This is a genomic window from Phenylobacterium sp. (assembly GCF_030698145.1).
Lineage (GTDB): Bacteria > Pseudomonadota > Alphaproteobacteria > Caulobacterales > Caulobacteraceae > Phenylobacterium.
Genome location: NZ_JAUYNW010000097.1, coordinates 15,624 through 36,350 on the forward strand (window position 1 = coordinate 15,624; position 20,727 = coordinate 36,350).

Genomic DNA, 20,727 nt, shown 5'->3' on the forward strand with positions numbered 1-20,727 from the left:
CCTCTTCGGCGACGTGACGGAGGGGGTTGCAGCGCACAAGCAAGAGTCAAAGTCCCCCTCAGTCACCTGCGGTGACAGCTCCCCCAGGAGGGGAGCATCTGGGGATGGTCAGCCGTTGTTCACTCCGGCAGGTCGGCGACGCAAGCGAGGAGCCAGTCTCGAAAGGCGGCGATCTTGGGGGAGCGGCGGCGGTCCTTGGGATAGACCAGCCAGTAGCCGCCGCCCATGACCATGGTCGGCGCGAAGGGGCGCACCAGGCGGCCGGCGGCGATCTCGGGCTGGAACAGGATCGGCGAACCCAGGGCCACGCCCTGGCCGGCCAGGGCCGAGGCGACCTCCAGGGTCTGGCTGTCGGCCATCAGGCGCAGGCGCGCGGGTTCCCCCAGGGGCGGCGCGACGCCGGCGATCTCGAACCAGACGGCCCATTCCTCGTCCGATCCGATGCGTGGCGCGTCCAGCAGGTTTTCGGGATGGGCCAGGCCCCCCAGCTGGTCGCGCATCTGCGGCGTGCAGAGCGGGGTCTGATCGGCGGGGAACAGGTAGTGGGCCTCCAGGCCCGGCCAGTCGCCGCGTCCGGCCCGCACCGCCACGTCGAAGTTCTCATGGATCAGGTCGACCAGCCGCGTGCTGCTCTCCAGCCGGACGGCCAGCTTGGGATGGGCGATCTGGAAGGCGCCGATCCGTGGGGCCAGCCACTGGCTGGCCAAGGTCTGCATGGTGGTGACCGACAGCACTCCCTCGCCGGTCTCGGTGAGGTCCTCCAGCGCCGCGCGCAGCAGGTTGACCGCCTCGCCCGAGGCGCGCGCCAGCCGTTCCCCGGAGGCGGTCAGGACCACCTCGCGCGGCAGGCGCTGGAACAGGGCCTGGTCGAGCCGCTTCTCCAGCGCCTTCACCTGCCAGCTCACCGCGGCCTGGGTGATCCCCAGCTCCGCGGCGGCGCGGGTGAAGCTCTTCAGGCGCGCGGCGGCTTCGAAGACCCGGATGGCGCTGAGCGGGATGGTTGCGAGGATATCTGCCATAAGTAGAGCTGATGTGTAGAGCAGGAGGACCCGTTTGTCACGGCCGGCCCTAGACGCGATCTTCTCCATGCCCGGTAAGGGGCGCGGACGGAGCAATACGATGGAAGAGCTGAGCAGACTGCATAAGGACGTTCCCTTTGGCTGGGCCGCCCTGCTTCAGGATTTCCTGGCCGAGCGGCGCGCGCGCCGGCTGGCCGGGTCGCCTTGGGGCCCGCGGCCGGAGACGCTCAGCGTGCCGGGCGACCTGCACCACCTGGCCGGCCCGCACTGAAGGCGAAGCGAGCTAAAGGGGTTGCTCTAGCCTCGGCGAGGGAATTTCACCGCCGATGTCGGGAACGTCCCGCCCTCGCACGTCCTCTGGTCGAAGCAGACGAGAGGAGAGACCCATGTCCTATGTCGATGGTTTCGTTCTGGCGGTCCCGAAGGCCAATCTCGAGGCCTACAGGGAGATGGCGCGGAAGGCCGGCGAGGTCTGGAAGGAATACGGCGCCCAGGCCTATGTGGAATGCATCGGCGACGACGTGCCGATGGGCGAGCTGACCTCGTTCCCGCGCGCGGTCCAGGCCAAGGACGACGAGATCGTGGTGTTCTCCTGGATCGTCTACGCCTCACGCCGGGCCCGCGACGAGATCAACGCCAAGGTGATGGCTGACCCGCGCCTCAAGCACGATCCGGCGAGCATGCCCTTCGATGGCAAGCGCATGATCTACGGCGGGTTCGAGAGCTTCCTGGAGCTTTAGGCCCCTTGCACCGATCGTCATGGCCGGGCGTAGTCCCGGCCACCCATAGACTCCGAGTCAGCGGGTCGATCTGAGAGCCTCGCGTGTATGGGTCCCCGACACGCGCTCCGCGCGGTCGAGGATGACGAGCCTGTTGAGGTAGCGGCCGGTGGAACCCGTCCCGCCCCTCAGGCCGGGGCGGGGATGTCGGCGAAGAGGGGGCTGGAGCGGGCGATGTCGCGTTCCTCGTCGGTCATCTCGATGGCGATGTCGGCGAACAGCGGGGTCGACAGGTAGCGCTCGCCGGTGTCGGGCAGCATGCAGAGGATGTTGGCCCCCTGCGGCGCGTCCTTGGCCACGCGCAGGGCGCCGGCCAGGGTGGCGCCGGCGGTGATGCCGACGAAGACGCCTTCCTTCTGGGCCAGGTCCTTGCTGCGCCCCATGGCCTCGGCCATCTCGATGGGCAGGACCATGTCGGCCAGGCCCATGTCCACCGCGTCGCCGGTCAGCTTGGGGATGAAGTCCGGAGTCCAGCCCTGCATCGGGTGCGGCTTCCAGGCCGGGTGGCCTTCGGAGGCCGAGCCGTCGGGGTTGCGGGCCTGGGGTGCGCCGCTGCCCAGCAGGGGCGCGTCGCTCGGTTCGCAGACCACGATCTTGGTCTCCGGGCGTTCCTGGCGCAGCACGCGGCCCACGCCCTTGAGCGTCCCGCCGGTGCCGTAGCCGGTCACCCAGTAGTCCAGCCGCTCGCCTTCGAAGTCCTTGAGGATCTCGCGCGCGGTGGTGGCCGAGTGGGTGTCGGGATTGGCCTCGTTCTCGAACTGGCGGGTCAGGAACCAGCCGTGCTTCTCGGCCAGTTCGACGGCCTTGGCGACCATGCCGGTGCCGCGCTGGGCGGCCGGGGTGAGCACCAGCTTGGCGCCCAGGAACCGCATCAGCTTGCGCCGCTCGACGCTGAAGCTGTCGGCCATGACCACCACCAGGGGATAGCCCTTCTGGGCGCAGACCATGGCCAGGCCGATGCCGGTGTTGCCGCTGGTGGCCTCGATCACCGTCTGGCCGGGCTTGAGCGCGCCGGCGCGCTCGGCCGCCTCGATCACGCCGAGCGCCAGGCGGTCCTTGACCGACCCCAGCGGGTTGAAGGCCTCGATCTTCACGAAGAGGTTCACGTGGGCCGGCGCCAGGCGGTTGATCCGCACCACGGGGGTGTTCCCCACCGTCTCCAGGATGTTTTGAAACTTGGCCATTGGGCGGATCTCCTCGAACGGGCGCAAATGAGCGCCTGGGGAGGCGATGGAGTCAATCGGCCAGCCGTCGCTCAGGAGCGCCAAAGTTGTGCGCGGGCTAGGGTCGGCAGGGCCGGGCGGCCAGTTCGTCCAGCAGGGCCTCGATGCGCGGCGCCATCGCGGCCTTGGCGCGGTCGTATTCGCTGTTCCAGGAGGGGATGTCCCAGGCTCGGGCGCGCTCCAGCCCCGGTGCGCGGGCCGCGTCGTCGAAGGCCACGACGATGTCGGCCTGGGAGACGTCGTTCGCCGCCAGGGCAAGGACGGGTTCGGCGCCGGGATCGACGCCGTCGGCCGCCAGTCTCGAGCCCAACGCGGGCGAGACGTGGTCCTCGGGATGGACGCCGCGGGAGCTGGCGCTCACGGCGACGCCGCGCTCGCGCGCCCGGCGCTTGAGGTGTTCACGGGCGATGGCGCTCTTTACGGTTCCCGCCGGGCAGACGAACAGGACGCGGGGTGGGGCGCAGGGCGGCGCCTGCGCGATCGCGGGACTGGCGATCAGCAGCAGGCCAAGGGCCAGGTTGCGTCGGTCGATCACGAGGGTTGTTCGGGTCACGGGCGCTCGCTCCATGCGGAGGTGCGCGGTGGTTGGGCGCGAGGCCTGACCGGGACACCGCTTTATCCCGATGGCCCCTGACTAGCGCATCCGGGCGGCCACCACAAACGGCCCCGTCAGAGCCGGGCGGCGAGAAAGGCGGTGAGGGTGGGGATGGCCACCAGTATGCCGATGTTCAGGACCACATAGAGCCCGGCCACGATGGGCTTCTGCTTGCGATAGGCCCGCAGCGCCATCTCGCTGAGCACGCCGGTGATGGGGCCGAACACCACCCAGGGCGATAGCCGCAGCAGGATGATCCCGGCGCGCTTGCCCATGTCCGCCGGGTTGGGCGGGGCGTCCTGCGAGGTCGGACTGAAGGCCACGGCGGCTGATCCCTTCCGCGCCTCTCACTCTGACACAAATCGTCGGGGCGCCAGGGGGAGGTCGCAGATGTCGTGCCAGCGGGGCGGGGGGCGGAGGGGCTCAGAGTCAGATGCTCCCCTCTTGGGGGAGCATCTGTAACCGTCAGCCTGGCTGCCTACTGCAGGCGCAACCAAGCCTAGGTCGCGGCGATGTCCTGGAAGTAGGGGACGACCTCGCCCTGCAGCTTGACGGTCATGGCGTTACCGTTGCGGTCGACGGTCTTGCCGACGCTGAGGCGCACCCAGCCCTCGCTGACGCAATATTCGTCGACATTGGTCTTTTCGACGCCCTTGAAGCGGACGCCGACCCCGCGCTCGAGCGCGGCGGCGTCATGGTGTGGGCTGTTCGGGTTGACCGAGAGGCGGTCGGGGGGCGTGTCGCTCATGGTCGCCGTTTAGCGCCCCGGGCGGCGGAAGCCAATCGTCTTGGCGAAGGCGCCCGGCCGGAGCCGGGCGCCTGATCGCGGCTACTTCTTCTCTTGGATGGCGTCGGCCTTCTGGTCGGCGGCCTTCTCGGTGGCGTCAGCCTGGGCGCGCATGGAGTCGGCCTGGCCTTCGGCGTTGGCTTCGGCCGCGCCGGTCATGGTGTCGGCCTTGGCGTCCATGGCGTCGGCCTTGTTCTCCAAGGCGTCGGCCTTGAGTTCGCCGGTGGCCTCGACGGAGTCGGCCTGGGCGTCGATCGCCTTGTCGGCGGGCTTGGAGCAGGCGGCCAGCGACAGGGCGGCGACGGCGGCGAGGGTGAGGGTTGCGAGGCGCATGGTAACTTCCTTGTGAGGTGGCAAGCCGTCTAAGCGCGCGAAAGCGGTTCGGGTTTCAGCGGCGATCCGTCAATCGAACCTTAAAGTCCCACCCCCAGGATGGGACGTCCGCCAGATCGGCGGGCCGTGACCGGAGGTCGCCATGTCCGTCACCCGGACGTCGAGCGTTAGACGCGGCAGTGACCACTTCGAGCCCGAGGCCATGATGGACCCTCAGGCCCAGCGCCGCCTGCGCGGCCAGATGGAGCGGATCGACTACACGGTCTACGCCTCCAACCAGGAGGTGATCGCCCATGTGCTGAGCCACGCCGACGCCGGCAAGTTTCAGCGCCTGGCGGTCGCCGCCGCCATCGCCCGCGCCCAATGGATAGCCGCCGCGCTCGCCTGCACCGAGACCTCCCAGCCGCCCACCGCCGAACAGGTGACCCACCTGGCCGAGATGCGCGTGGCGTTCGAGGAGCTGACCGAGGCCTATGAGGCCCTGCGCCGGATGGTGGAGCGCGGCTACCTGCCCTACCGCGCGGGATAGGCCAAATCTCCTAGGCCGCCCCAAGGGAACCCGGCGTATCCTCCGGCGTGACGGAGGAGGACGACATGGCCGACGAAGCCCTTCCCACGGTGTTCGAGATGACGCCGCTCAATCCCACCTACCGCGCCGACCCGCACGTGGTGCTGGACGACCTGCGCGCCCGCTGTCCGGTGTATCGCGACACCGCCTCGGGCAGCGTGGTGCTGACCCGCTACGCCGAGGTGCGCGCCATGGTGTCGGACCGCACCCTCTGGCGCGATCCGATCCGGGCCGACGGGAAGTCCTTCCTCTCGCGCGCCCTGCTGGAGGCCGGCGCCGACCCGGACAATCGCGGCGAGAGCACCAGCATCCTGCTGCTGGACGATCCCGACCACGAACGCATCCGCCGGCCGCTGACCCAGGCGCTCTACGCCCGGGTCGCGAAGTTCCGGCCGGAGGTGGAGCGGATCGTCGACGAGGCGCTGGACGCGATCACGCCGGGCGAACCCTTCGACCTGATGAGCGCCTTCTGCGTGCCCATCCCCATCGACGTGATCGCCTCGATCCTGGGCGTCGACCACGACCGGTTGGCGGAGTTCCGCACCTGGTCGGAGGACGTGATCCAGAGCCTCAACCCGTTCCGGAACGAGGCGCAGACCGCGCGGATGGAGGCCTCCAGCGCCGCGCTCACCGAATATTGGACCCAGACCATCGCGGCGCGGAAGGCCGCGCCCCGCGACGACCTGATCTCGGATATGACCAAGCTGCAGGCGGAAGGCGCCGATCTCAGCGACATCGAGCTGCGGATCAATCTCGGCGCCCTGCTGGTGGGCGGCAACCTGACCACCACCGACCTGATCGGCAACGGCGTACGCTTGCTCCTGACCCACCCCGGGGAGCTGGCCAAGCTGCGGGCCGATCCGGGCCTGGTCAGCGCCGTGGTCGAGGAGACTCTGCGCTACGAGCCGCCGGTGGACATCACCGGCCGCATCGCCTCACGCGACATGGAGGTGGGCGGCTGTCCGGTGGCGGCGACGGAGTCGTTCCTGTTCTCCCTGCGCGCGGCCAACCGCGACCCCGAGGCGTTCGAGGATCCCCACCGCTTCGACGTGGCCCGCAAGCACAAGCCGCACGTGGCGTTCGGCGGCGGCGCCCACATCTGCATCGGCGCGCCCCTGGCGCGGCTGGAGGCCCAGGTGGCGCTGGTGGCGCTGTTCGACCGCTTCCCGAACTTGGCGCTGGCCGATCCCGACGCCGAGCCGGTGTGGCGGACCCTGCCGTTCTTCCGGGGGTTGGAGCGGTTGGACGTGGTGGGGTAGGGCAGGCCAACCCCTACTCACCGAATTATTGGGTCAATGCCGCCACGGCTCGCAAGGCCTGGGCGAGGACCTCGCGGCGGGCTTGGCCGCCAAGGGAGATGCGCAGGCCGTTGCGTTCGATCGGGCCCGCCGCGAAGGCCTCGGCGGTGACCAGGGAGAGGCCGCGCTGGGCGGCGCCGGCGCGCAGGGCCCCGGAATCGCGGCCGGGCGGCAGGTCCAGCCAGACATGGACCCCGTCGGGCCCGCCGACGGCGCCGGGCAGGATCTCGCGGGCCAGGGCCTGGCGGGCCTGGGCCTCGGCGCGGATCGCGGCCAGCAGATGCTCGGCCGCCCCTTCGCGGATCCAGGCGGTGGCGACCGCGGCGGTCAGGGGCGAGGCCATCAGGGACAGGGCGCGCAGGGCCTGCGCCAGGCGCTGGGCGGCCTCGGCGTCCGGGGCGGCGACGAAGGCGGTGCGCAGGCCGGGCGACAGGGCCTTGGACAGGGTCGCCACGTGCCAGACGATCTCCGGCGCCAGGGAGGCCAGGGCCGGCAGGGGCGCCTGGGGCAGACGCCCATAGGCGTCGTCCTCGACGATGGGGACCTGGGCGGCCCTGGCGACCCGCACGACATCCTGGCGGCGCGCCAGGCCCATGGTGGTGGCCGTCGGGTTCTGCAGGGTGGGGATCAGGTAGATCGCCTTGGGCTGGTGCTCGGCGCAGAGGCGTTCGAGGGCGTCCGGCAGGACGCCTTCGCCGTCGGTGGGGCAGGGGAGCAGGCGCAGGCCCAGGTGGGCGGCCAGCGCCAGGACGCCGGGATAGGTCAGGGGCTCGACCACCAGGGCGTCGCCCCGGGCCATCAGCATGGAGAAGAGGGCGGCCAGCGCCGTCTGGGCGCCGGGCGAGACCAGCATCCGGTCGGGGTCGACCTCGCCCAGGGTCGGGGCGAGCCAGGCGGCGCCTGCGGCGCGCTGGGCCAGGGACCCGGCGCCGGGGTGGTAGGCCATGAGCGTGGCGGGATCGGTGCGGTCGAGGACGGCGCGGCTGGTCTCCTTCAGCATCCGTCCGAGCGAAAGGCCGAGCGGCGGCGGCGGCAGGTTCATGGAGAGGTCGACCAGGCCCGCCTCGTCCTCGGCGGCGGCGCCGCGCACGAAGGTGCCGCGGCCGACCGCGCCCTCCACCAAGCCACGGGCGCGGGCGGCGGCGTAGGCGCGGGTGACGGTGGTGAAGTCGACGCCCAGCTGAGCGGCGACCGCCCGCTGGGCCGGGAGCCGCTCGCCGGCCTGCAGGTCGCCGTCGGCGATGGCGGCGCTGAGCGCGTTGAGGATGGCCAGATAGATGGGGCCGCCGTCGCGGTCGACCCGGCCAAGCCAGCGGGCGGTGGGGAGGCTCATGGTTGCAAGTCCAACGAGGAATGCATACATTGATATGTAATTGTATGTATCAATTCAAGGATTGTCTGCATGCCCCACGACCCGCCCCTCCCGATCATCTCCGGCCTGCGCTGCCGCTGCCCGCGCTGCGGCGAGGGCAAGCTGTTCGCCGGCTTCCTGACCGTGGCCAAGTCGTGCGACCGCTGCGGCCTGGACTATTCGTTCGCCGATCCCGCCGACGGCCCGGCCTTCTTCGTGATGAGCGGGGTGGGGATCATCGTCATCGCCCTGTTCACCTGGGCCGAGGTCGCCTGGCATCCGCCGCTGTGGGTCCACCTGCTGACCACCTTCCCGGGTTTGATCGTCGGCTGCCTGGCCAGCCTGCGGCCGGTGAAGGCCTGGCTGGTGGCCTCGCAGTATTTCCACAAGGCCGAGGAGGCCCGGTTCTCCAGTCTGGGCGGCCACGGCGAGGGCGGTTTCGGCCTGCGGGGACGGGCGCGCGACTAAACTTCAAGTGGCGTGGAACGTTTGCGCCCCTGGCGGATTCATCGACTGCGGCGGCCAATGCGCCCCCTGAGGTCGTCGCCTAAGCCCCGGTTTTCCTGAAGGAGACCCGGGGCTTCTTCATGCCTGCGACAACGTATCGCCTTGGCGAACGCCGTCATCTTCGACACAAAGACGCCACGTTTTGAAGACGTGGCGCCCAACGGCGACAAGGTCTGCCTGTGGGGACAGGCGAGGGCGCTTCCGGCTCGGTCGGAAGCGTCCTTTTCGTGTCTGGAAACAATTCGGCGCGCTGCAACCCCCTTTACGCGCTGCGCGCTGGGGGAGGATCTAGGAGCGCCTAGAAGATCACCTTCTCCTGGCCCCACCAGAGCGGCGACTTGGGCAGGTCGATGAAGCGGGCCTCGTCTTCCAGCAACAGGCGGCCGGCGGCCTTGGCGGCCTCGTTCTGGGCGTTGGCCACCAGGTCGTCGAAGCTGTCCCACCAGAGCTGGGCCACTCCGTCGTAGCCCTCGGCCCCGCCACGGGATCGGCGCAGGTCCTCCGAGATCTCCACCGGCAGGCTGTGCATCTGGACATAGCGCTTGATGCGCAAGGTCTCGCGGACGCTGGCGACCAGGGGGGCGTGGGTGTTGAACCAGTAGTCCTGGAAGGCCTCCCGGGTGAGCTCCGGGCGGCGGGTCAGGGCGAAGGTGAGCTTGAGCATGGTCGGCTCCTCGATAGGCCTGGCCGATTAGGGTCTTGAGATTCACCAAGGAGTCAAAGTCCCCCTCAGTCAGCTTCGCTGACAGCTCCCCCAGTGGGGGAGCATCTGGGCTCCTAGATCCTCCCCCAGCGCGAAGCGCGATTTGGGGGAGGTGGCGCTCGGAGCGAAGCGGAGAGTGACGGAGGGGGTTGAAGCCCCTTACCTCGTACGTAATCGCCGCGGTTCAGGCCCGACGGCAAGGTGGCGGCGTCAACAAGCCAAGGAGCGCTCCCCATGACCCAAGCCATCGCCAACGCATACATCGCCGCCTGGAACGAGACCGACGCCGCGGCCCGCAAGGCCAAGGTCGCCGAGGCCTTCACCGGCGACGCCGCCTATGTGGATCCGCTGGCCGCCGTCGCCGGCCACGCTGGGATCGACGCCCTGATCGCGGGCGTACAGGACCGGTTCCCGGGCTTCCGCTTCGCCCTGATCGGCGCGGCCGACGCCCATGGCGATCACCTGCGCTTCTCCTGGGGCCTGGGCCCCGCCGGGGCGGCCGAGGCGCCCATCAAGGGCACCGACTTCTGCCGGCTGGAGGATGGCCGGTTGAAGACCGTGACCGGGTTCCTGGACCAGGTTCCCGCCGCGGCCTGAACCGGGACGGGCGCCGCGCTCCCCCGCGGCGCCTGTCAGGCCGTGCCCATCCAGCGGTGCAGCACCGGCAATACCTGCTCGGCGGGCTGGTAGCCGCGGGTGACGACGCCATAGGTCCCGTCGGCGCTGGGGCCCGCCACCAGGGTCGGGAAGCCGGTGACCCCGGCGCGCTGGGAGGTCCCGTAGTCGGACCAGGTCTCGTGCTTGAGATCCTCGGTTTCGAAGTCGGCGAGGAAGGCCTCCCGGTCGATCCCCAGTTCGGCGGCGAGGTCGGCCAGGGTCTCGGCCTTCGTGACGTCCTGGTTCTGCGCGTAGAAGGCCTGCTGCACGCGGCCGAGATAGACCAACGCCTTCTCCGGATCGTCGCGGCGCACGCGGACCACCGCGCGGGCCGCGGGATCGGTGTCGTAGAGGAAGCCCGGCCGGTCCAGCACCGCGCCGTCGAAGGGCAGGCCGGTCGCCTCATGCACATGGCCCCAGTGGCCGACCAGCTCGGCCCGAGCCTTGTCGGTGGTGGGGGTGTCGGTTCCCGGGCGCAGGCCGCCCATGACCAGCTGGATCGGCAGCGACCGGCCGAAGGCCTGGCGGATCTGGCCGATCACCGGGGAGAAGCCGTAGCACCACGAGCACATCGGGTCGGCGAAGTAGATCAGGTGGGGTGTTTCCATGTCGCGATCCTTGGCGCGCTGCGGCCGTTGAGACTAACCTAGGATCGACCGCGCCGATCGGCGAGCCCCGGAGACCACGATCCTTGAAAGACTGAGCGCCAGACCGCCACAGCCCTTGGATCCCCTTATTTCCGGACATTTCCGATGACCAATGATCTGCGCCTTCGCGCGGCCGAACCCGCCGATATCGAACCTGTGCGCGCCATCGAGCGCGCCTCCGCCAGCCGGTTCCTGGGCACAGATCGCGCCTGGCTGGCCGACGACGACCCCACCGACGCCGAGACCCTGGGTGAACGCGTCGGCGCCGGCGGCCTGCTGGTGGCCTGCGACGGCGACCGCCCGGTGGCCTTCATCATGTTCCGCGAGGCCGAGGGCAGCGGCTATATCGAGCAGGTCGACGTCCTGCCCAGCCACGAGCGGCGCGGGATCGGGGCGCGGCTGATCGATGCCGTGGCGGATGCGGCGCGGACGCGGGGGTGGAGCGCCCTGACGCTCTCGACCTTCAAGGACGTGCCGTTCAACGCGCCCTACTACCGGCGGCTGGGGTTCGAGGAGGTCGAGGTCCTGACGCCGGGCATGGTGGAGATCCGCGCCGAGCACGAGGCGCGAGGGCTGGACGAGAGCACGCGGGTGTTCATGCGCAGGCCGCTCTGACCCCAGCTGTCATCAACCCAAGCTGTCATCCCGGTTTGCGAAGCAAGACCGGGACCCATACGCACTTGATCGGGCAGGAGGCGGCGCGGCTCCGCCACCTTCGGACAGGTCGGCGCGTATGGGTCCCGGATAAGCGCTACGCGCTTTCCGGGATGACACTCGCGGCGGGGAGGGGTGGTGGCCCGCCCCCTAAGCCGCCAGCTTGGCCAGTTCGGCGCGGCTGTCGGCCAGGGCCTGGTCGCGGGCGTCGGGGCCGTAGCCGATCTTCTCGGCGCGGACGAAGGTGACGTCGGTCAGGCCGATGAAGCCCAGGAGCTGGCGCAGATAGGGCTCCTGGAAATCCAGCGCCTGGGCCGGGCCCTCGCTGTAGAGCCCGCCGCGGCTTTCCACGACGATCACCCGCTTGCCTTCCAGCAGGCCCTTGGGGCCGGCCTCGGAATAGCTGAAGGTCTCGCCGGCGCGCAGCACGTGGTCGAACCAGGTGCGCAGGGTGGTCGGGATGCTGAAATTGTACATCGGGGCGCCGATGACGATGGTGTCGGCGGCGCGCAGCTCGGCGATCAGCTCATCAGAGAGCGCGCGGGCGGCGAACTCGGCCGGGGTCGTGGCCTGGGCGCGGACGCCGGCGACGGTCGCGGGCGTCAGGTGCGGAACCAGGTCGGCGGCCAGATCGCGGAACACCAGTTTCGCGCCGGGGTCGCGCTGGGTGAGCTCGGTGACCGCGTCGGCGACCAGCAGGCGCGAGACCGAGGCTTCGCCGCTGATGCTGCTGTTGAGAACCAGAATGTTGGACATCACATCCCTCCAGGACGTTTGTGTTTCGATGTCGAGAAGGTGGGGGTTCAAAACTTGCAACAGTAGCCCCATATTCAGCACCAGATTGTTGCGGATATAGGAACACAGTGATGATGGATCTGGACGACATCCAGGCCTTTGTCGAGGTGGCGGAGGCCGGCGGCTTCGGCCGCGCGGGGCTGCGGCTGGGCCTGTCGAAGTCGATGGTCAGCCGCAGGGTCTCGCGGCTGGAGGGCGAGCTTGGCGCCCAACTGCTCAGCCGCACCACCCGCGGGGTGGCGCTGACCGAGGCTGGCCTGGACTTCAAGGAGCACGCCGACCGGGTGCTGGCCGAGCTGGAGGCCGCCCGCGACGTGGTGGCCCAGCGCGGCGAGGAGATCGTGGGCAGCCTGCGGGTCGCCGCGCCGCTGTCGTTCGGCATGACCCACCTGGCGCCGGTGATGGCGGAACTGGCCGTGCGCCACCCCAAGCTGCACATCGACGCCTCCTACAGCGACCGCTATGTCGACCTGATCGGCGAGCGGTTCGACGTGGCCGTGCGGCTGGGGGTGCTGGCCGATTCCAGCCTGATCGCCCGGCGCATCGCCCCCATCAACGGCGCGGTGGTGGCGAGCCCCGCCTATCTGGAACGCTGCGGCGCGCCGAAGACGCCGGAGGACCTGATCGGCCACGAGGCCCTGCTGCAGAGCAACGAGGTCTGGCGGTTCAAGGACGGCAAGAAGCTGGTCACCATCCGCGCGGAGGGCCGCTTCAAGGCCGACAGCGGCCAGGCCCTGGTGGCCGCGGCGGTGGCGGGCCTGGGCGTGGCCCTGCTGCCGACCTTCCTGGCCGGTCCCTCGATCGAGAAGGGCGAGCTGGTCCCGCTGCTGCTGGACTATCCGATCCCCGAAGCCGGGCTCTATGTGGTGCGCCCGCCGCCGGCCGGCCACATGCCCGGAAAGGTCCGCGCGCTCACCGACCTGCTGGTGGAGCGGTTCGGCGGCGAGCCCTACTGGGACGTCTGCTACGTGGCGCGCGAGGCCTTCAAGGCGATGATGAGCGCGCAGGGGGCCGGGGCGGCGGCGGATGTGGCCCTGGCGCACGCCAGGCCTTAGAACACCCCGCATAAGCCGCCGCCTGGAGACGCCATGAAACCCTGGATCGCCGGCGCCCTGGGCGCCTTGACCGTTCTCGCTGGCGGCGCGGCGCAGGCGGCCGACCGAGCCGTGACCCAGGGCGACCACCTGGTCGCCAACTTCGCCTTCAAGTCCGGGGAGACCCTGCCGGCCCTGCGCCTGCACTATCGCACCCTGGGCCAGCCCAAGCGCGACGCGGCGGGCCGGGTGACCAATGCGGTCATGGTGCTGCACGGCACCGGGGGCTCGGGCGCGCAGTTCCTGTCGCCGCAGTTCGCCGACGAGCTCTATGGCGCGGGCCAGCCGCTGGATATCTCGCGCTACTACGTGATCCTGCCCGACGGGATCGGCCACGGCGGCTCGTCCAAGCCGAGCGACGGCCTGAAGGCCGCCTTCCCGGACTACGACTATGACGACATGGTCGAGGCTCAGCGGCGGCTGCTGGTCGACGGGCTGAAGGTCGACCGCCTGCGCCTGCTGATGGGCACGTCGATGGGCTGCATGCACGGCTTCATCTGGGGCGAGATCCATCCCGACTTCGCCCAGGCGATCATGCCGATGGCCTGCCTGACGGGGCCGATCGCCGGGGTGAACCGGACGTGGCGCAGGGCGGCCATGGACTCCATCCGCAGTGATCCGGACTGGCGTGGCGGCGACTATGCCGCGCAGCCGGCCCTGGGCCTGCGCGGGGCGCTCAACCTGCTGATCGTCATGGGCGCGGCGCCGCAATACTGGCAGGCCCAGTTCCCCAGCCGGGAGGCGGCGGACGCCAACTATGCGGCCCGGTTCGCGGCCGACTTCCCGACCCGCGACGCTAACGACCTGCTGCACCAGCTCGACGCCTCGCGGACCTACGACCCCTCCAAGGGCCTGGAGCGGATCACCGCCCCGGTGACCTGGGTCAACTCCACCGACGACCTGATCAATCCGCCCGACCTCGGCCTGGCGGAGCCCGCGGCCAAGCGGCTGAAGGCCGGCAAGTTCGTCCTTATCCAGGCGACCCCCGACACCCGCGGCCACGGCACCCACACCTGGGCGAAGTTCTGGAAGAAGGACCTCGTCGACCTGCTGGCCCGGTCGGAGCCGAAGTAGGACCGCGTCAGCCCGCCGGGCGCCGGGACAACAGGAAGGCGAAGCCGCGCAGCACGGCCTGCTCCAGGCGCTCGGCCGAAGCGGTGTCCTCCTGCCTATGGACGGCCGAGGCTATGCCGCGTCCGAGCACCCAGAAGACCAGCGCGATGTCTTCGGCCTGGTCAGGCGGCGTCCGGTCGTCGTCGCGCACGGCGCTCTGAAACGCCTCGAGCGCCTGCTGTTCGGCCGCGCGCACGGCGAGGTTTCCCGACAGGCTCGGCTCGGTCTGCATGAGGGCGTAGAGGTGCGGATTGCGTCGGATGAAGCTGAGCAGGGCCGCCGACGCCGCATCGATCTGGTGCGGGAACCTGCCGCTCGCCCGGGCGCGCTCGATCTTCTGGGTGAGCTCGCCCCAGCCATCGATCGCCACCGCCGCCAGCAGGGCGTCCTTGTTGGCGAAGTGGTAGTAGAGGCTGGCGACGCCGCTGCCGACCTCGGCGGCGATGAGCCTCAGTTGCAATGCCTCGGCCCCACCCTTGCCGACCAGGCCCCGCGCCGCGTCCAGGGCGCGGCGGCGCAGGGTTCCGGCGATGGCGATCTTGGGGCGCGTCATCTCACAGCCGTCCTTCGAAGACGGCGCCGAACATGAACGATGAGGCGCGCCGCAACCAGCCTAGAGCTTGGTCGGCAGGACGACCGTCATGTCCTCATAACCCTTCACGAAGACCGAGTAGCTGCGCTTGGGCTCTTCCAGCAGCTGGATGTCGGGGAAGCGCTTCATGATCTCTTCCCAGATGATGGTGAGCTGCAGCTCGGCCAGGCGGTTGCCGACACAACGGTGGATGCCGAACCCGAAGGACATGTGCTGGCGCGGGCGCGGGCGGTCGATGATGTAGTTGTCGGGGTTCTCGATCACGCTGCCGTCGCGATTGCCCGAGACGTACCACATGACCACCTTGTCGCCGGCCTTGATGGTCTTGCCGCCCATCGCGAAGTCCTCGGTCGCGGTTCGTTACATGTGGGCCAGCGGGGTCTGCCACCGGATGGTCTCGGAGACCATCGAAGGGATCAGCCCCGGATCGGCGCGCAGCTTGGCGTACTGGTCGGGGTTCTGGTTCAGCGCCAGGACCGAGCCGGAGATGGTGTTCCGCGTCGTGTCGTTGCCGCCGATGATCAGCAGGGCGACGTTGGCGTGGAACTCCCCCATCGTCATGTTCCGCGTCTCCTCCCCATGGGCCAGCATGGAGATCAGGTCGCCGGTGGGTTCGGCGTTGACCCGCTGGTTCCAGAGCTCGGTGAAGTAGCCGAAGCACTCGGCCATGGTCTCGCGCAGTTCCTGCAGGCTGGCTGCTCCGCCGCCGAAGCCCGGCGGGGTGGTCATGGCGTCCGACCATCTGGTGAGCTTGCGCCGTTCGTCGAAGGGGAAGGCGAACAGGGTCGCCAAGGTCATGGTGGTCAGTTCCTTCGACACCAGGTCGACCCAGTCGAAGGGCTCGCCGACCGGCAGGCTGTCGAGGATCAGGCCGGCCCGCTCGCGGATCAGCGGGGCCATGATGGACAGCGCGTGGGGCGAGAGCGCCGGGCTCACCGTCTTGCGCTGCACGTCGTGGCGCGGCGGATCCATGGCGATGAAGTTGGTGGCGCTGTTGTTGGGATCGCGGAACCCCTGGGCGGCCTTGGGCGAGAGCGCGATGCCCTTGGCCGAGGAGAAGACCTGGTGGTTGGAGTCCACCGCCATGATGTCGTCGTAGCGGGTGATCGACCAGTAGGGGCCGTAGTTGCTGTCGGGCGTGAAGTGGACCGGCGACTCGGCGCGCAGGCGCTCGAAGATCGCCCACATGGCGTCGTCGCGGAAGAGCGAGGCGCGGGCCGGGTTCAGTTCCTCGAGAGGGGTCTCGTAGGCGGCCTTGCGCGCGGCGGCTCGCTTGTCCTGCAGAATGTCCGTGGTGCCGTCAGCCATCGCCGCATCCTCAAGCCTGCGCGCCCCAGGCCGGACGCGGAGCTATCGAGACGCTTCGAACAAAGTTCCACAAGGGGGTGCTCCTTCTCCCCTTGCGGCAGCGGTGCCCTAGCGGAGCAGGACCCGATCAGGGCCAGTTAGATTGGGGCGCTCGGCCTGTTTGACGATCAGCTCCGGAGTTACGGGTGACGCACCGGGCGAAGCTCTGATTGTCGACAGCATGGAAGCTACGTCGAGAGTCCGACGTGAATGGCATCGTTGGCAATGAACAATGCCTCGGGACGCATCGCCCTGACCTCCGCTTCAAGTCTCTTCATATTGTAATCAACATCGTAGATATAACGCTCGGAGCCCGACTGCGAGCGAATGCCAATTACACCATACCAGAGCATTAATCTAAATGCTTCGTCCAGCTCGTCATTTGGTATGCCGGATCGACGAAAACGTTCCAAAACATCCGATTTAGAAACTTCCTTCTCAATACCAATTAGCGAATAAAGTATATCAGCCGAGATTCCAGACGCATCGCGGATTTCGTACCCGAAATCGTCTACGAGATAGTTAGCATGCTGGCGAACTGCATCGACGCAATCTCCCGCTTCAACCTTGATATTTCCACGATTCACTGCATTAGCTACGGAATTTTCAATAATATTGATTAGAAATCGAGGTCTCATGAGGCAGTGATCGACAAAATACTCAAACGATTCGCGACCTGACACATTATTTACGAAATGCTTGGCCCAAAGCACTTGGAATGTCGCGCCGTGAGAGTTTGTCGAAGACTCAAGTCGTTTGAATATTACTTGCCGTAACTTTGCCCGATCTGTCCAATCGATACGCACTTGGCCCGATTTTCCGCGATCCGGAGTAGCATCAATCAAGAGTTCGTAAATGTCATTGCGGAGAAAAGTAATAGAGTGAAGTTCTCTATCAAGAACGTTAAGATCTCTACTGACTTTCTCCAGAGATTCCAACAGAAGACGAACAAGTCTTACGTCAAATTCGTCAACACCGTTGGCTGGCCAGCCTTTATCAATATTATCAAACAAGAAAAATAGATCATCATCCGGAGTCGTGTTTTCCACTATTACCTTCTTCAGACCTGATATTCCGTGCCGGAAGACGATATTAGTTAGTCGGTCCGGTGAAAGAGATTTCCCTTGTTTTGACGCAGCTTGAACCTCCTCAACGATGTATCGGCCAAGTCGGTTGATCCGTGCTGTGAAGTCGCCGCTGTCGCGCACATCGAATTCCGCGAGAACCCGCTCGATCTGAGTGACGTTGCTCAGTATCGATGAGTCAAACTGTGCTCGATGTTCAAACCGCCTTTTCAATGTGATGGCGAGCTCAGAGAGAACGACAAAATACCAAAACGCTGCCAGCGTGTGGTCAAAGGCTCCGAGATCGACGACTTTGAGAAGCTCTTCGCGGAACAGACTAAGTTGGTGCGACTCAGGCTTGAGATCTGTCACCAACGCGCGCTTCTTCTGGCTAAGCGTGTCCCTTACCCTGAAGAAGATGGCGCTCTTGCCGGAGCCTTTTCGGCCAGCAACCACAGAAACCTCTCCCCTCAAGGTGCGAAGGAACTCGGAGGTCTCGACAAAGTATTCTTGCAGAACTCGGAACTCGTTTTCAGCGGCAGATGCGCCGAGCGATAGCTGCTGAAGTGCGTTTCGCCGATGGACGGCTTTGGGCGCGCGCGAATTCTGAGATGCCAGGAGAGCCCTTGGCGCGAATTCGGAAATGAGGTCGGCAACCTGTGCTTCGCTCGTTACTGAGGTGACGTTACTCCGAAAGTCGGCAGGATCATTTTCCTCTGGGCGAAAGAGCTTCAAAATAAGGGTATCGCGCCCAAGACCGTGACTTAACCCGGCCAAGAATGCGGCTCTCAAGTTATGTCGCTCTGAGTCGTCAACGTGCTCCGCGAGCAGAGGGATAATGACGCCTGACGAGGCAGACGCGTCTCCCACGATTGATGCTGTAGAAAATCGCGGTACTTCGACAGGGTCGAACGTCCGATAAAATACCTTTGTCGCCTTGATTCCAGCTGTAATCGCGTTCCGAAAGTCAGTTTTTCGAAACGCATCTAGGAGGTAGATGGGTTGCGAACGGTCTATGTCCTTCGAATATAGATCACTCAGTTTTGTTTCGGGAAGATCAATGAGAAGTTTTGCGAGCGCTTCTGAGTTATCGTAGCTTCGAAAGCCGACATTATCGAAGAATCCGTCTCGTTGAACGGCTGCCATGGCACCCGCGTAAGATGAATTGACGACCGGAGCGACCGCTTTTCCCAACCCGATACCGTAACCAGCTTCGTAGTAAACGTTTCGGTTTGGTATAGTGATGTCGCAGACAACAACATCGGCAGCCTCAACCGCCGCCCGGACTTGGTCCGGAATGAGGGCGCCAAACACGTCTAGCTGGGGCCATGCCGTTAGCGCAACGCGGTCAGTTCGAGCGTTAGCGAGTTCAGATGCGCGCTCAATCGTTCTAGCAAGATCGGGCGGCGCCGCTGGAAACGCGAAAAACGCTCTTCGGAATCTGTCTGCCATCGGTCCCCCTGGCAGCAGCGTGGTCGACGGATTGATCTCTCGTCAACCCAAAGCAGTGCGTTTCTGGATAAACCACCTAGGCGATGAAGCCCGGTTACATCTCGCGGCCTGACCGCAATCCCACGAAGTAGCTATTCCGGTTGTCTTGGCCATTCTCGAGACAATCAATTTCCAACCCACAGCAAGTACTGTTGCCTGCTTCGGGCTGTCGTGTGCGAACCCGACGCCCGCTGTAGCTTGCGCAGCCTCACGCCAACCAAAACCTGCCATCCCAAACCCCTCCGACTAAAAAAGGGCCGGCCCCCTTGGGGACCGGCCAGTGGCGGCTCTCGAGGGGGAAGACCTCTAGAACTTCTTGGTGACGCCCAGCTTGTAGTAGCGGCCGAGCGGATTGGCCGTGAACGGGTCGTAGCTGAGGTCGAGACGCGCGAACGGCGGGTCCTTGTCGAACAGGTTGATCACCGCGGCGGTCAGGGTCGTGTCCCAGGGCAGGGACACGCGATAGGTTACGTCGCTGGTGACGAAGGCGTCGATCTTGCGGCCGCTCTGGTTGGTGGCGAAGGTCGCCGAGCCGCCGCGGGTGTCGACCATGTCGTCGAGGTAGCGCAGGGTCCAACGCAGGTTGTGCGCGTCACGGGCGTATTCGGCGAAGGCGGTGGCCTTCCACTGCGGCTGGGAGCCGTAGCCGAGGTAGTCCATGGTCCCGGCGTAGTCTTTTTCCCGGGCGACCACGATGCCTTCCAGCGTGGTCTCGGAGACCACGTATTCCAGCACATAGGTCAGGTCGACGCCGAAGTTCATGGCGCCGCCCAGCACGTCGCGGGCCTTGTAGCTGGCCGCGAAGTCCAGCCCGCTGGTGTCGATGTCGGGGCTGTTGACGTAGTTGAGCCGCACCCGGTTGATGTTCGGGGCCGAGCAGGCGCCGGAGAAGCTGATCCGGGCCAGCAAGGGGGCGAAGGCGGGATTGGCGCAGTTGTTGGCGCCGGCCGCCCCGTTGGGGAAGATGGCGTTGACGATGTCGGCGCCGCTCTCGTTGTCGATCGGGCCCTTGAAGGCGAAGCGCCAGTAGTCGATCGAGGCCTGGAAGTCGCCGAACTCGAACAGGGCGCCCAGGTTGAGCGTGTCGGCCTTTTCCGGCTCCAGGTCGGCGTTCCCGTAGAGGTCATAGGCCCGGTAGCCGCCCGCCGCGGTGGTGTAGGCCAGGGTGGTGGTCGCGGTGTTGGCGATCTGGGTCTGGGGCGGGGCGCGGAAGGTCGAACCGGCCGAGGCGCGGAAGGCCAGCCAGTCGGCCGCCTGCCACTTCAGCGCCACCTTCGGATTGGTGGTCGCGCCGATGTTGCCGCCGTAGTCCTCGTAGCGGATGGCGAAGGCGCCGGTCAGGCTGTCGGTGAACGGCATCTGCAGTTCGGCGAAGGTGGCGATCACGCCGTAGTCGAGGTCGTAGTCCGACAGCGCGCCGAAGAAGCTGAACGGGCCGTTCTTGGCCGTGCAGGTCGCCGTCGGATTGACCGAGGAGTCGGCGCAGGGGCTGACGGCGATGTTGGTGAAGTCGCTGTTCTGCCGCTCGATCCCGCTCCAGCGATATTGCGCGCCGGCGGCCCAGGCGAACTGGCCCGCGCCGAGGTCGATGGGCAGGTCGCCGTTGAACACGAAGTCGGCCGTGAACATCTGCGAGCGGATCTTGTAGGCGTATTCGTCGAAGATGTAGTCGAGGACTTCGCGGCTATTGGCCGTGGCGGCGTTGTAGGCCGGGTTCGGCCGGCCATCGACGACGTTGCCCGCCGTGCCCGAGGAGAACGGGTTGAACCACAGGCAGCCGTTGGCGCCCGGCGTGGCGCCGGTGCAGCCCGCGCCGCCCAGGCCGCGCAGGGCGAGCTGGAGGCGGCCCACCAGGACGTCGGGCGTGGCGATGTCGCTGGTGTTGTCCATGTAGGTCACGGCCGCGTCCCAGCCGATGCCGCCGGCGACGTCGAACTTGCCCTTCAGGCCCGCGGAGAGGCGGTAGGCCTCGAAGGCGCGCTTGTCCTCCTTGCCCTTGCCGCCGAACAGCGGGTTGCCGCCGACGCCGAGCGGACGCCAGGCGACCGAGGTGAAGAGGCCGTTGGCGCCGGCCGTGGCGGCCTGGGCCGGGGTGAGCCCGCCCGAGGCG

General features: G+C 67.3%; 23 protein-coding genes and 1 pseudogene. 9 read left to right on the top strand and 15 right to left on the bottom strand.

Going from position 1 to position 20,727, the window contains the following annotated elements; all coding sequences use genetic code 11:
* Positions 1-119: 119 nt before the first annotated feature.
* The gene (locus Q8Q77_RS15345; protein WP_305584502.1) at positions 120-1,019 is read right to left on the bottom strand and encodes a LysR substrate-binding domain-containing protein; all 900 of its coding nucleotides are present in this window, start codon (positions 1,017-1,019) and stop codon (positions 120-122) included.
* A 100-nt stretch (positions 1,020-1,119) separates the two neighbouring features.
* Between Q8Q77_RS15345 and Q8Q77_RS15350 the strand changes: the two genes are divergently transcribed.
* Together Q8Q77_RS15350 and Q8Q77_RS15355 are read left to right on the top strand one after the other, a co-directional pair.
* The gene (locus Q8Q77_RS15350) at positions 1,120-1,290 is read left to right on the top strand and encodes a hypothetical protein (RefSeq protein ID WP_305584503.1); all 171 of its coding nucleotides are present in this window, start codon (positions 1,120-1,122) and stop codon (positions 1,288-1,290) included.
* 115 nt (positions 1,291-1,405) lie between these two features.
* Positions 1,406-1,759 (top strand): DUF1428 domain-containing protein, encoded by a 354-nt coding sequence (locus tag Q8Q77_RS15355; RefSeq protein WP_305584504.1) that lies wholly within the window; start codon positions 1,406-1,408, stop codon positions 1,757-1,759.
* A gap of 167 nt (positions 1,760-1,926) precedes the next feature.
* On the opposite strand, the gene cysK is transcribed toward Q8Q77_RS15355, so the two are convergent.
* The 5 genes from cysK to Q8Q77_RS15380 form a co-directional block, all read right to left on the bottom strand.
* Positions 1,927-2,982, bottom strand: a complete 1,056-nt coding sequence (cysK, locus tag Q8Q77_RS15360; RefSeq protein WP_305584506.1) for a cysteine synthase A — start codon at positions 2,980-2,982, stop codon at positions 1,927-1,929.
* A 97-nt stretch (positions 2,983-3,079) separates the two neighbouring features.
* Positions 3,080-3,574 carry a hypothetical protein gene (locus Q8Q77_RS15365; RefSeq protein ID WP_305584507.1) on the bottom strand — a complete coding sequence of 165 codons (495 nt, stop codon included), beginning with the start codon at positions 3,572-3,574 and terminating at the stop codon, positions 3,080-3,082.
* Positions 3,575-3,690: 116 nt separating this feature from the next.
* Entirely contained in the window at positions 3,691-3,939 is a 249-nt protein-coding gene (locus Q8Q77_RS15370; protein WP_305584508.1) for a hypothetical protein, read from the bottom strand.
* Positions 3,940-4,115: 176 nt separating this feature from the next.
* A complete protein-coding gene (locus Q8Q77_RS15375; protein ID WP_305584509.1) occupies positions 4,116-4,364 on the bottom strand; it encodes a DUF3297 family protein in 249 nt (82 codons plus the stop codon).
* Positions 4,365-4,445: 81 nt separating this feature from the next.
* Positions 4,446-4,736, bottom strand: a complete 291-nt coding sequence (locus Q8Q77_RS15380; RefSeq protein ID WP_305584511.1) for a hypothetical protein — start codon at positions 4,734-4,736, stop codon at positions 4,446-4,448.
* Between the two features lie 142 nt (positions 4,737-4,878).
* On the opposite strand from Q8Q77_RS15380, the gene Q8Q77_RS15385 reads away from it, so the two are divergent.
* Together Q8Q77_RS15385 and Q8Q77_RS15390 are read left to right on the top strand one after the other, a co-directional pair.
* The gene (locus Q8Q77_RS15385; protein ID WP_305584512.1) at positions 4,879-5,265 is read left to right on the top strand and encodes a hypothetical protein; all 387 of its coding nucleotides are present in this window, start codon (positions 4,879-4,881) and stop codon (positions 5,263-5,265) included.
* 65 nt (positions 5,266-5,330) lie between these two features.
* The gene (locus tag Q8Q77_RS15390) at positions 5,331-6,563 is read left to right on the top strand and encodes a cytochrome P450 (RefSeq protein ID WP_305584513.1); all 1,233 of its coding nucleotides are present in this window, start codon (positions 5,331-5,333) and stop codon (positions 6,561-6,563) included.
* Positions 6,564-6,588: 25 nt separating this feature from the next.
* Here the strand turns inward: Q8Q77_RS15390 and Q8Q77_RS15395 are convergent, their stop codons facing one another.
* Positions 6,589-7,935 (bottom strand): PLP-dependent aminotransferase family protein, encoded by a 1,347-nt coding sequence (locus Q8Q77_RS15395; RefSeq protein WP_305584514.1) that lies wholly within the window; start codon positions 7,933-7,935, stop codon positions 6,589-6,591.
* Between the two features lie 69 nt (positions 7,936-8,004).
* Here Q8Q77_RS15395 and Q8Q77_RS15400 point away from each other — a divergent pair, with 69 nt between their 5' ends.
* Positions 8,005-8,421, top strand: coding sequence for a DUF983 domain-containing protein (locus Q8Q77_RS15400; RefSeq protein ID WP_305584515.1), 417 nt, complete (start codon positions 8,005-8,007; stop codon positions 8,419-8,421).
* 337 nt (positions 8,422-8,758) lie between these two features.
* Here the strand turns inward: Q8Q77_RS15400 and Q8Q77_RS15405 are convergent, their stop codons facing one another.
* Positions 8,759-9,124 carry an EthD domain-containing protein gene (locus Q8Q77_RS15405; RefSeq protein ID WP_305584516.1) on the bottom strand — a complete coding sequence of 122 codons (366 nt, stop codon included), beginning with the start codon at positions 9,122-9,124 and terminating at the stop codon, positions 8,759-8,761.
* 273 nt (positions 9,125-9,397) lie between these two features.
* Here Q8Q77_RS15405 and Q8Q77_RS15410 point away from each other — a divergent pair, with 273 nt between their 5' ends.
* Positions 9,398-9,760, top strand: a complete 363-nt coding sequence (locus tag Q8Q77_RS15410; RefSeq protein WP_305584517.1) for a nuclear transport factor 2 family protein — start codon at positions 9,398-9,400, stop codon at positions 9,758-9,760.
* 35 nt (positions 9,761-9,795) lie between these two features.
* Here the strand turns inward: Q8Q77_RS15410 and Q8Q77_RS15415 are convergent, their stop codons facing one another.
* Positions 9,796-10,428 (bottom strand): DsbA family protein, encoded by a 633-nt coding sequence (locus tag Q8Q77_RS15415; protein ID WP_305584518.1) that lies wholly within the window; start codon positions 10,426-10,428, stop codon positions 9,796-9,798.
* Between the two features lie 144 nt (positions 10,429-10,572).
* Here Q8Q77_RS15415 and Q8Q77_RS15420 point away from each other — a divergent pair, with 144 nt between their 5' ends.
* On the top strand, positions 10,573-11,082 hold the full coding sequence (locus Q8Q77_RS15420) for a GNAT family N-acetyltransferase (protein ID WP_305584519.1): 510 nt from the start codon (positions 10,573-10,575) through the stop codon (positions 11,080-11,082).
* Positions 11,083-11,271: 189 nt separating this feature from the next.
* Here the strand turns inward: Q8Q77_RS15420 and Q8Q77_RS15425 are convergent, their stop codons facing one another.
* A complete protein-coding gene (locus Q8Q77_RS15425; protein WP_305584520.1) occupies positions 11,272-11,877 on the bottom strand; it encodes an FMN-dependent NADH-azoreductase in 606 nt (201 codons plus the stop codon).
* A gap of 110 nt (positions 11,878-11,987) precedes the next feature.
* Between Q8Q77_RS15425 and Q8Q77_RS15430 the strand changes: the two genes are divergently transcribed.
* On the top strand, positions 11,988-12,971 hold the full coding sequence (locus tag Q8Q77_RS15430; RefSeq protein WP_305584521.1) for a LysR family transcriptional regulator: 984 nt from the start codon (positions 11,988-11,990) through the stop codon (positions 12,969-12,971).
* A 33-nt stretch (positions 12,972-13,004) separates the two neighbouring features.
* Positions 13,005-14,084: an alpha/beta fold hydrolase gene (locus tag Q8Q77_RS15435; protein ID WP_305584522.1), complete on the top strand. Its 1,080-nt coding sequence runs from the start codon at positions 13,005-13,007 to the stop codon at positions 14,082-14,084.
* A 7-nt stretch (positions 14,085-14,091) separates the two neighbouring features.
* Here Q8Q77_RS15435 and Q8Q77_RS15440 read toward each other — a convergent pair whose 3' ends face one another.
* The 5 genes and pseudogenes from Q8Q77_RS15440 to Q8Q77_RS15455 all read right to left on the bottom strand — a co-directional run.
* Positions 14,092-14,676 carry a TetR/AcrR family transcriptional regulator gene (locus Q8Q77_RS15440; RefSeq protein WP_305584523.1) on the bottom strand — a complete coding sequence of 195 codons (585 nt, stop codon included), beginning with the start codon at positions 14,674-14,676 and terminating at the stop codon, positions 14,092-14,094.
* Between the two features lie 60 nt (positions 14,677-14,736).
* Positions 14,737-15,063 (bottom strand): annotated as a pseudogene (locus Q8Q77_RS20750) (cytochrome P450); the annotation flags it as partial.
* A gap of 12 nt (positions 15,064-15,075) precedes the next feature.
* Positions 15,076-16,023 (bottom strand): cytochrome P450, encoded by a 948-nt coding sequence (locus tag Q8Q77_RS15445; RefSeq protein WP_371130462.1) that lies wholly within the window; start codon positions 16,021-16,023, stop codon positions 15,076-15,078.
* 227 nt (positions 16,024-16,250) lie between these two features.
* Positions 16,251-18,578, bottom strand: coding sequence for a P-loop ATPase, Sll1717 family (locus tag Q8Q77_RS15450; protein ID WP_305584524.1), 2,328 nt, complete (start codon positions 18,576-18,578; stop codon positions 16,251-16,253).
* A 345-nt stretch (positions 18,579-18,923) separates the two neighbouring features.
* On the bottom strand, positions 18,924-20,727 hold a 1,804-nt coding region (locus Q8Q77_RS15455), incomplete at its 5' end, for a TonB-dependent receptor domain-containing protein (RefSeq protein ID WP_305584525.1).

Coding starts and splice junctions, on each gene's coding strand:
- Q8Q77_RS15345 (WP_305584502.1), bottom strand. CDS start 1,019: ATGGCAGATATCCTCGCAACCATCCCGCTCAGCGCCATCCGGGTCTTC.
- Q8Q77_RS15350 (WP_305584503.1), top strand. CDS start 1,120: ATGGAAGAGCTGAGCAGACTGCATAAGGACGTTCCCTTTGGCTGGGCC.
- Q8Q77_RS15355 (WP_305584504.1), top strand. CDS start 1,406: ATGTCCTATGTCGATGGTTTCGTTCTGGCGGTCCCGAAGGCCAATCTC.
- cysK (WP_305584506.1), bottom strand. CDS start 2,982: ATGGCCAAGTTTCAAAACATCCTGGAGACGGTGGGGAACACCCCCGTG.
- Q8Q77_RS15375 (WP_305584509.1), bottom strand. CDS start 4,364: ATGAGCGACACGCCCCCCGACCGCCTCTCGGTCAACCCGAACAGCCCA.
- Q8Q77_RS15380 (WP_305584511.1), bottom strand. CDS start 4,736: ATGCGCCTCGCAACCCTCACCCTCGCCGCCGTCGCCGCCCTGTCGCTG.
- Q8Q77_RS15385 (WP_305584512.1), top strand. CDS start 4,879: ATGTCCGTCACCCGGACGTCGAGCGTTAGACGCGGCAGTGACCACTTC.
- Q8Q77_RS15390 (WP_305584513.1), top strand. CDS start 5,331: ATGGCCGACGAAGCCCTTCCCACGGTGTTCGAGATGACGCCGCTCAAT.
- Q8Q77_RS15395 (WP_305584514.1), bottom strand. CDS start 7,935: ATGAGCCTCCCCACCGCCCGCTGGCTTGGCCGGGTCGACCGCGACGGC.
- Q8Q77_RS15400 (WP_305584515.1), top strand. CDS start 8,005: ATGCCCCACGACCCGCCCCTCCCGATCATCTCCGGCCTGCGCTGCCGC.
- Q8Q77_RS15405 (WP_305584516.1), bottom strand. CDS start 9,124: ATGCTCAAGCTCACCTTCGCCCTGACCCGCCGCCCGGAGCTCACCCGG.
- Q8Q77_RS15410 (WP_305584517.1), top strand. CDS start 9,398: ATGACCCAAGCCATCGCCAACGCATACATCGCCGCCTGGAACGAGACC.
- Q8Q77_RS15415 (WP_305584518.1), bottom strand. CDS start 10,428: ATGGAAACACCCCACCTGATCTACTTCGCCGACCCGATGTGCTCGTGG.
- Q8Q77_RS15420 (WP_305584519.1), top strand. CDS start 10,573: ATGACCAATGATCTGCGCCTTCGCGCGGCCGAACCCGCCGATATCGAA.
- Q8Q77_RS15425 (WP_305584520.1), bottom strand. CDS start 11,877: ATGTCCAACATTCTGGTTCTCAACAGCAGCATCAGCGGCGAAGCCTCG.
- Q8Q77_RS15430 (WP_305584521.1), top strand. CDS start 11,988: ATGATGGATCTGGACGACATCCAGGCCTTTGTCGAGGTGGCGGAGGCC.
- Q8Q77_RS15435 (WP_305584522.1), top strand. CDS start 13,005: ATGAAACCCTGGATCGCCGGCGCCCTGGGCGCCTTGACCGTTCTCGCT.
- Q8Q77_RS15440 (WP_305584523.1), bottom strand. CDS start 14,676: ATGACGCGCCCCAAGATCGCCATCGCCGGAACCCTGCGCCGCCGCGCC.
- Q8Q77_RS15445 (WP_371130462.1), bottom strand. CDS start 16,023: ATGGCTGACGGCACCACGGACATTCTGCAGGACAAGCGAGCCGCCGCG.
- Q8Q77_RS15450 (WP_305584524.1), bottom strand. CDS start 18,578: ATGGCAGACAGATTCCGAAGAGCGTTTTTCGCGTTTCCAGCGGCGCCG.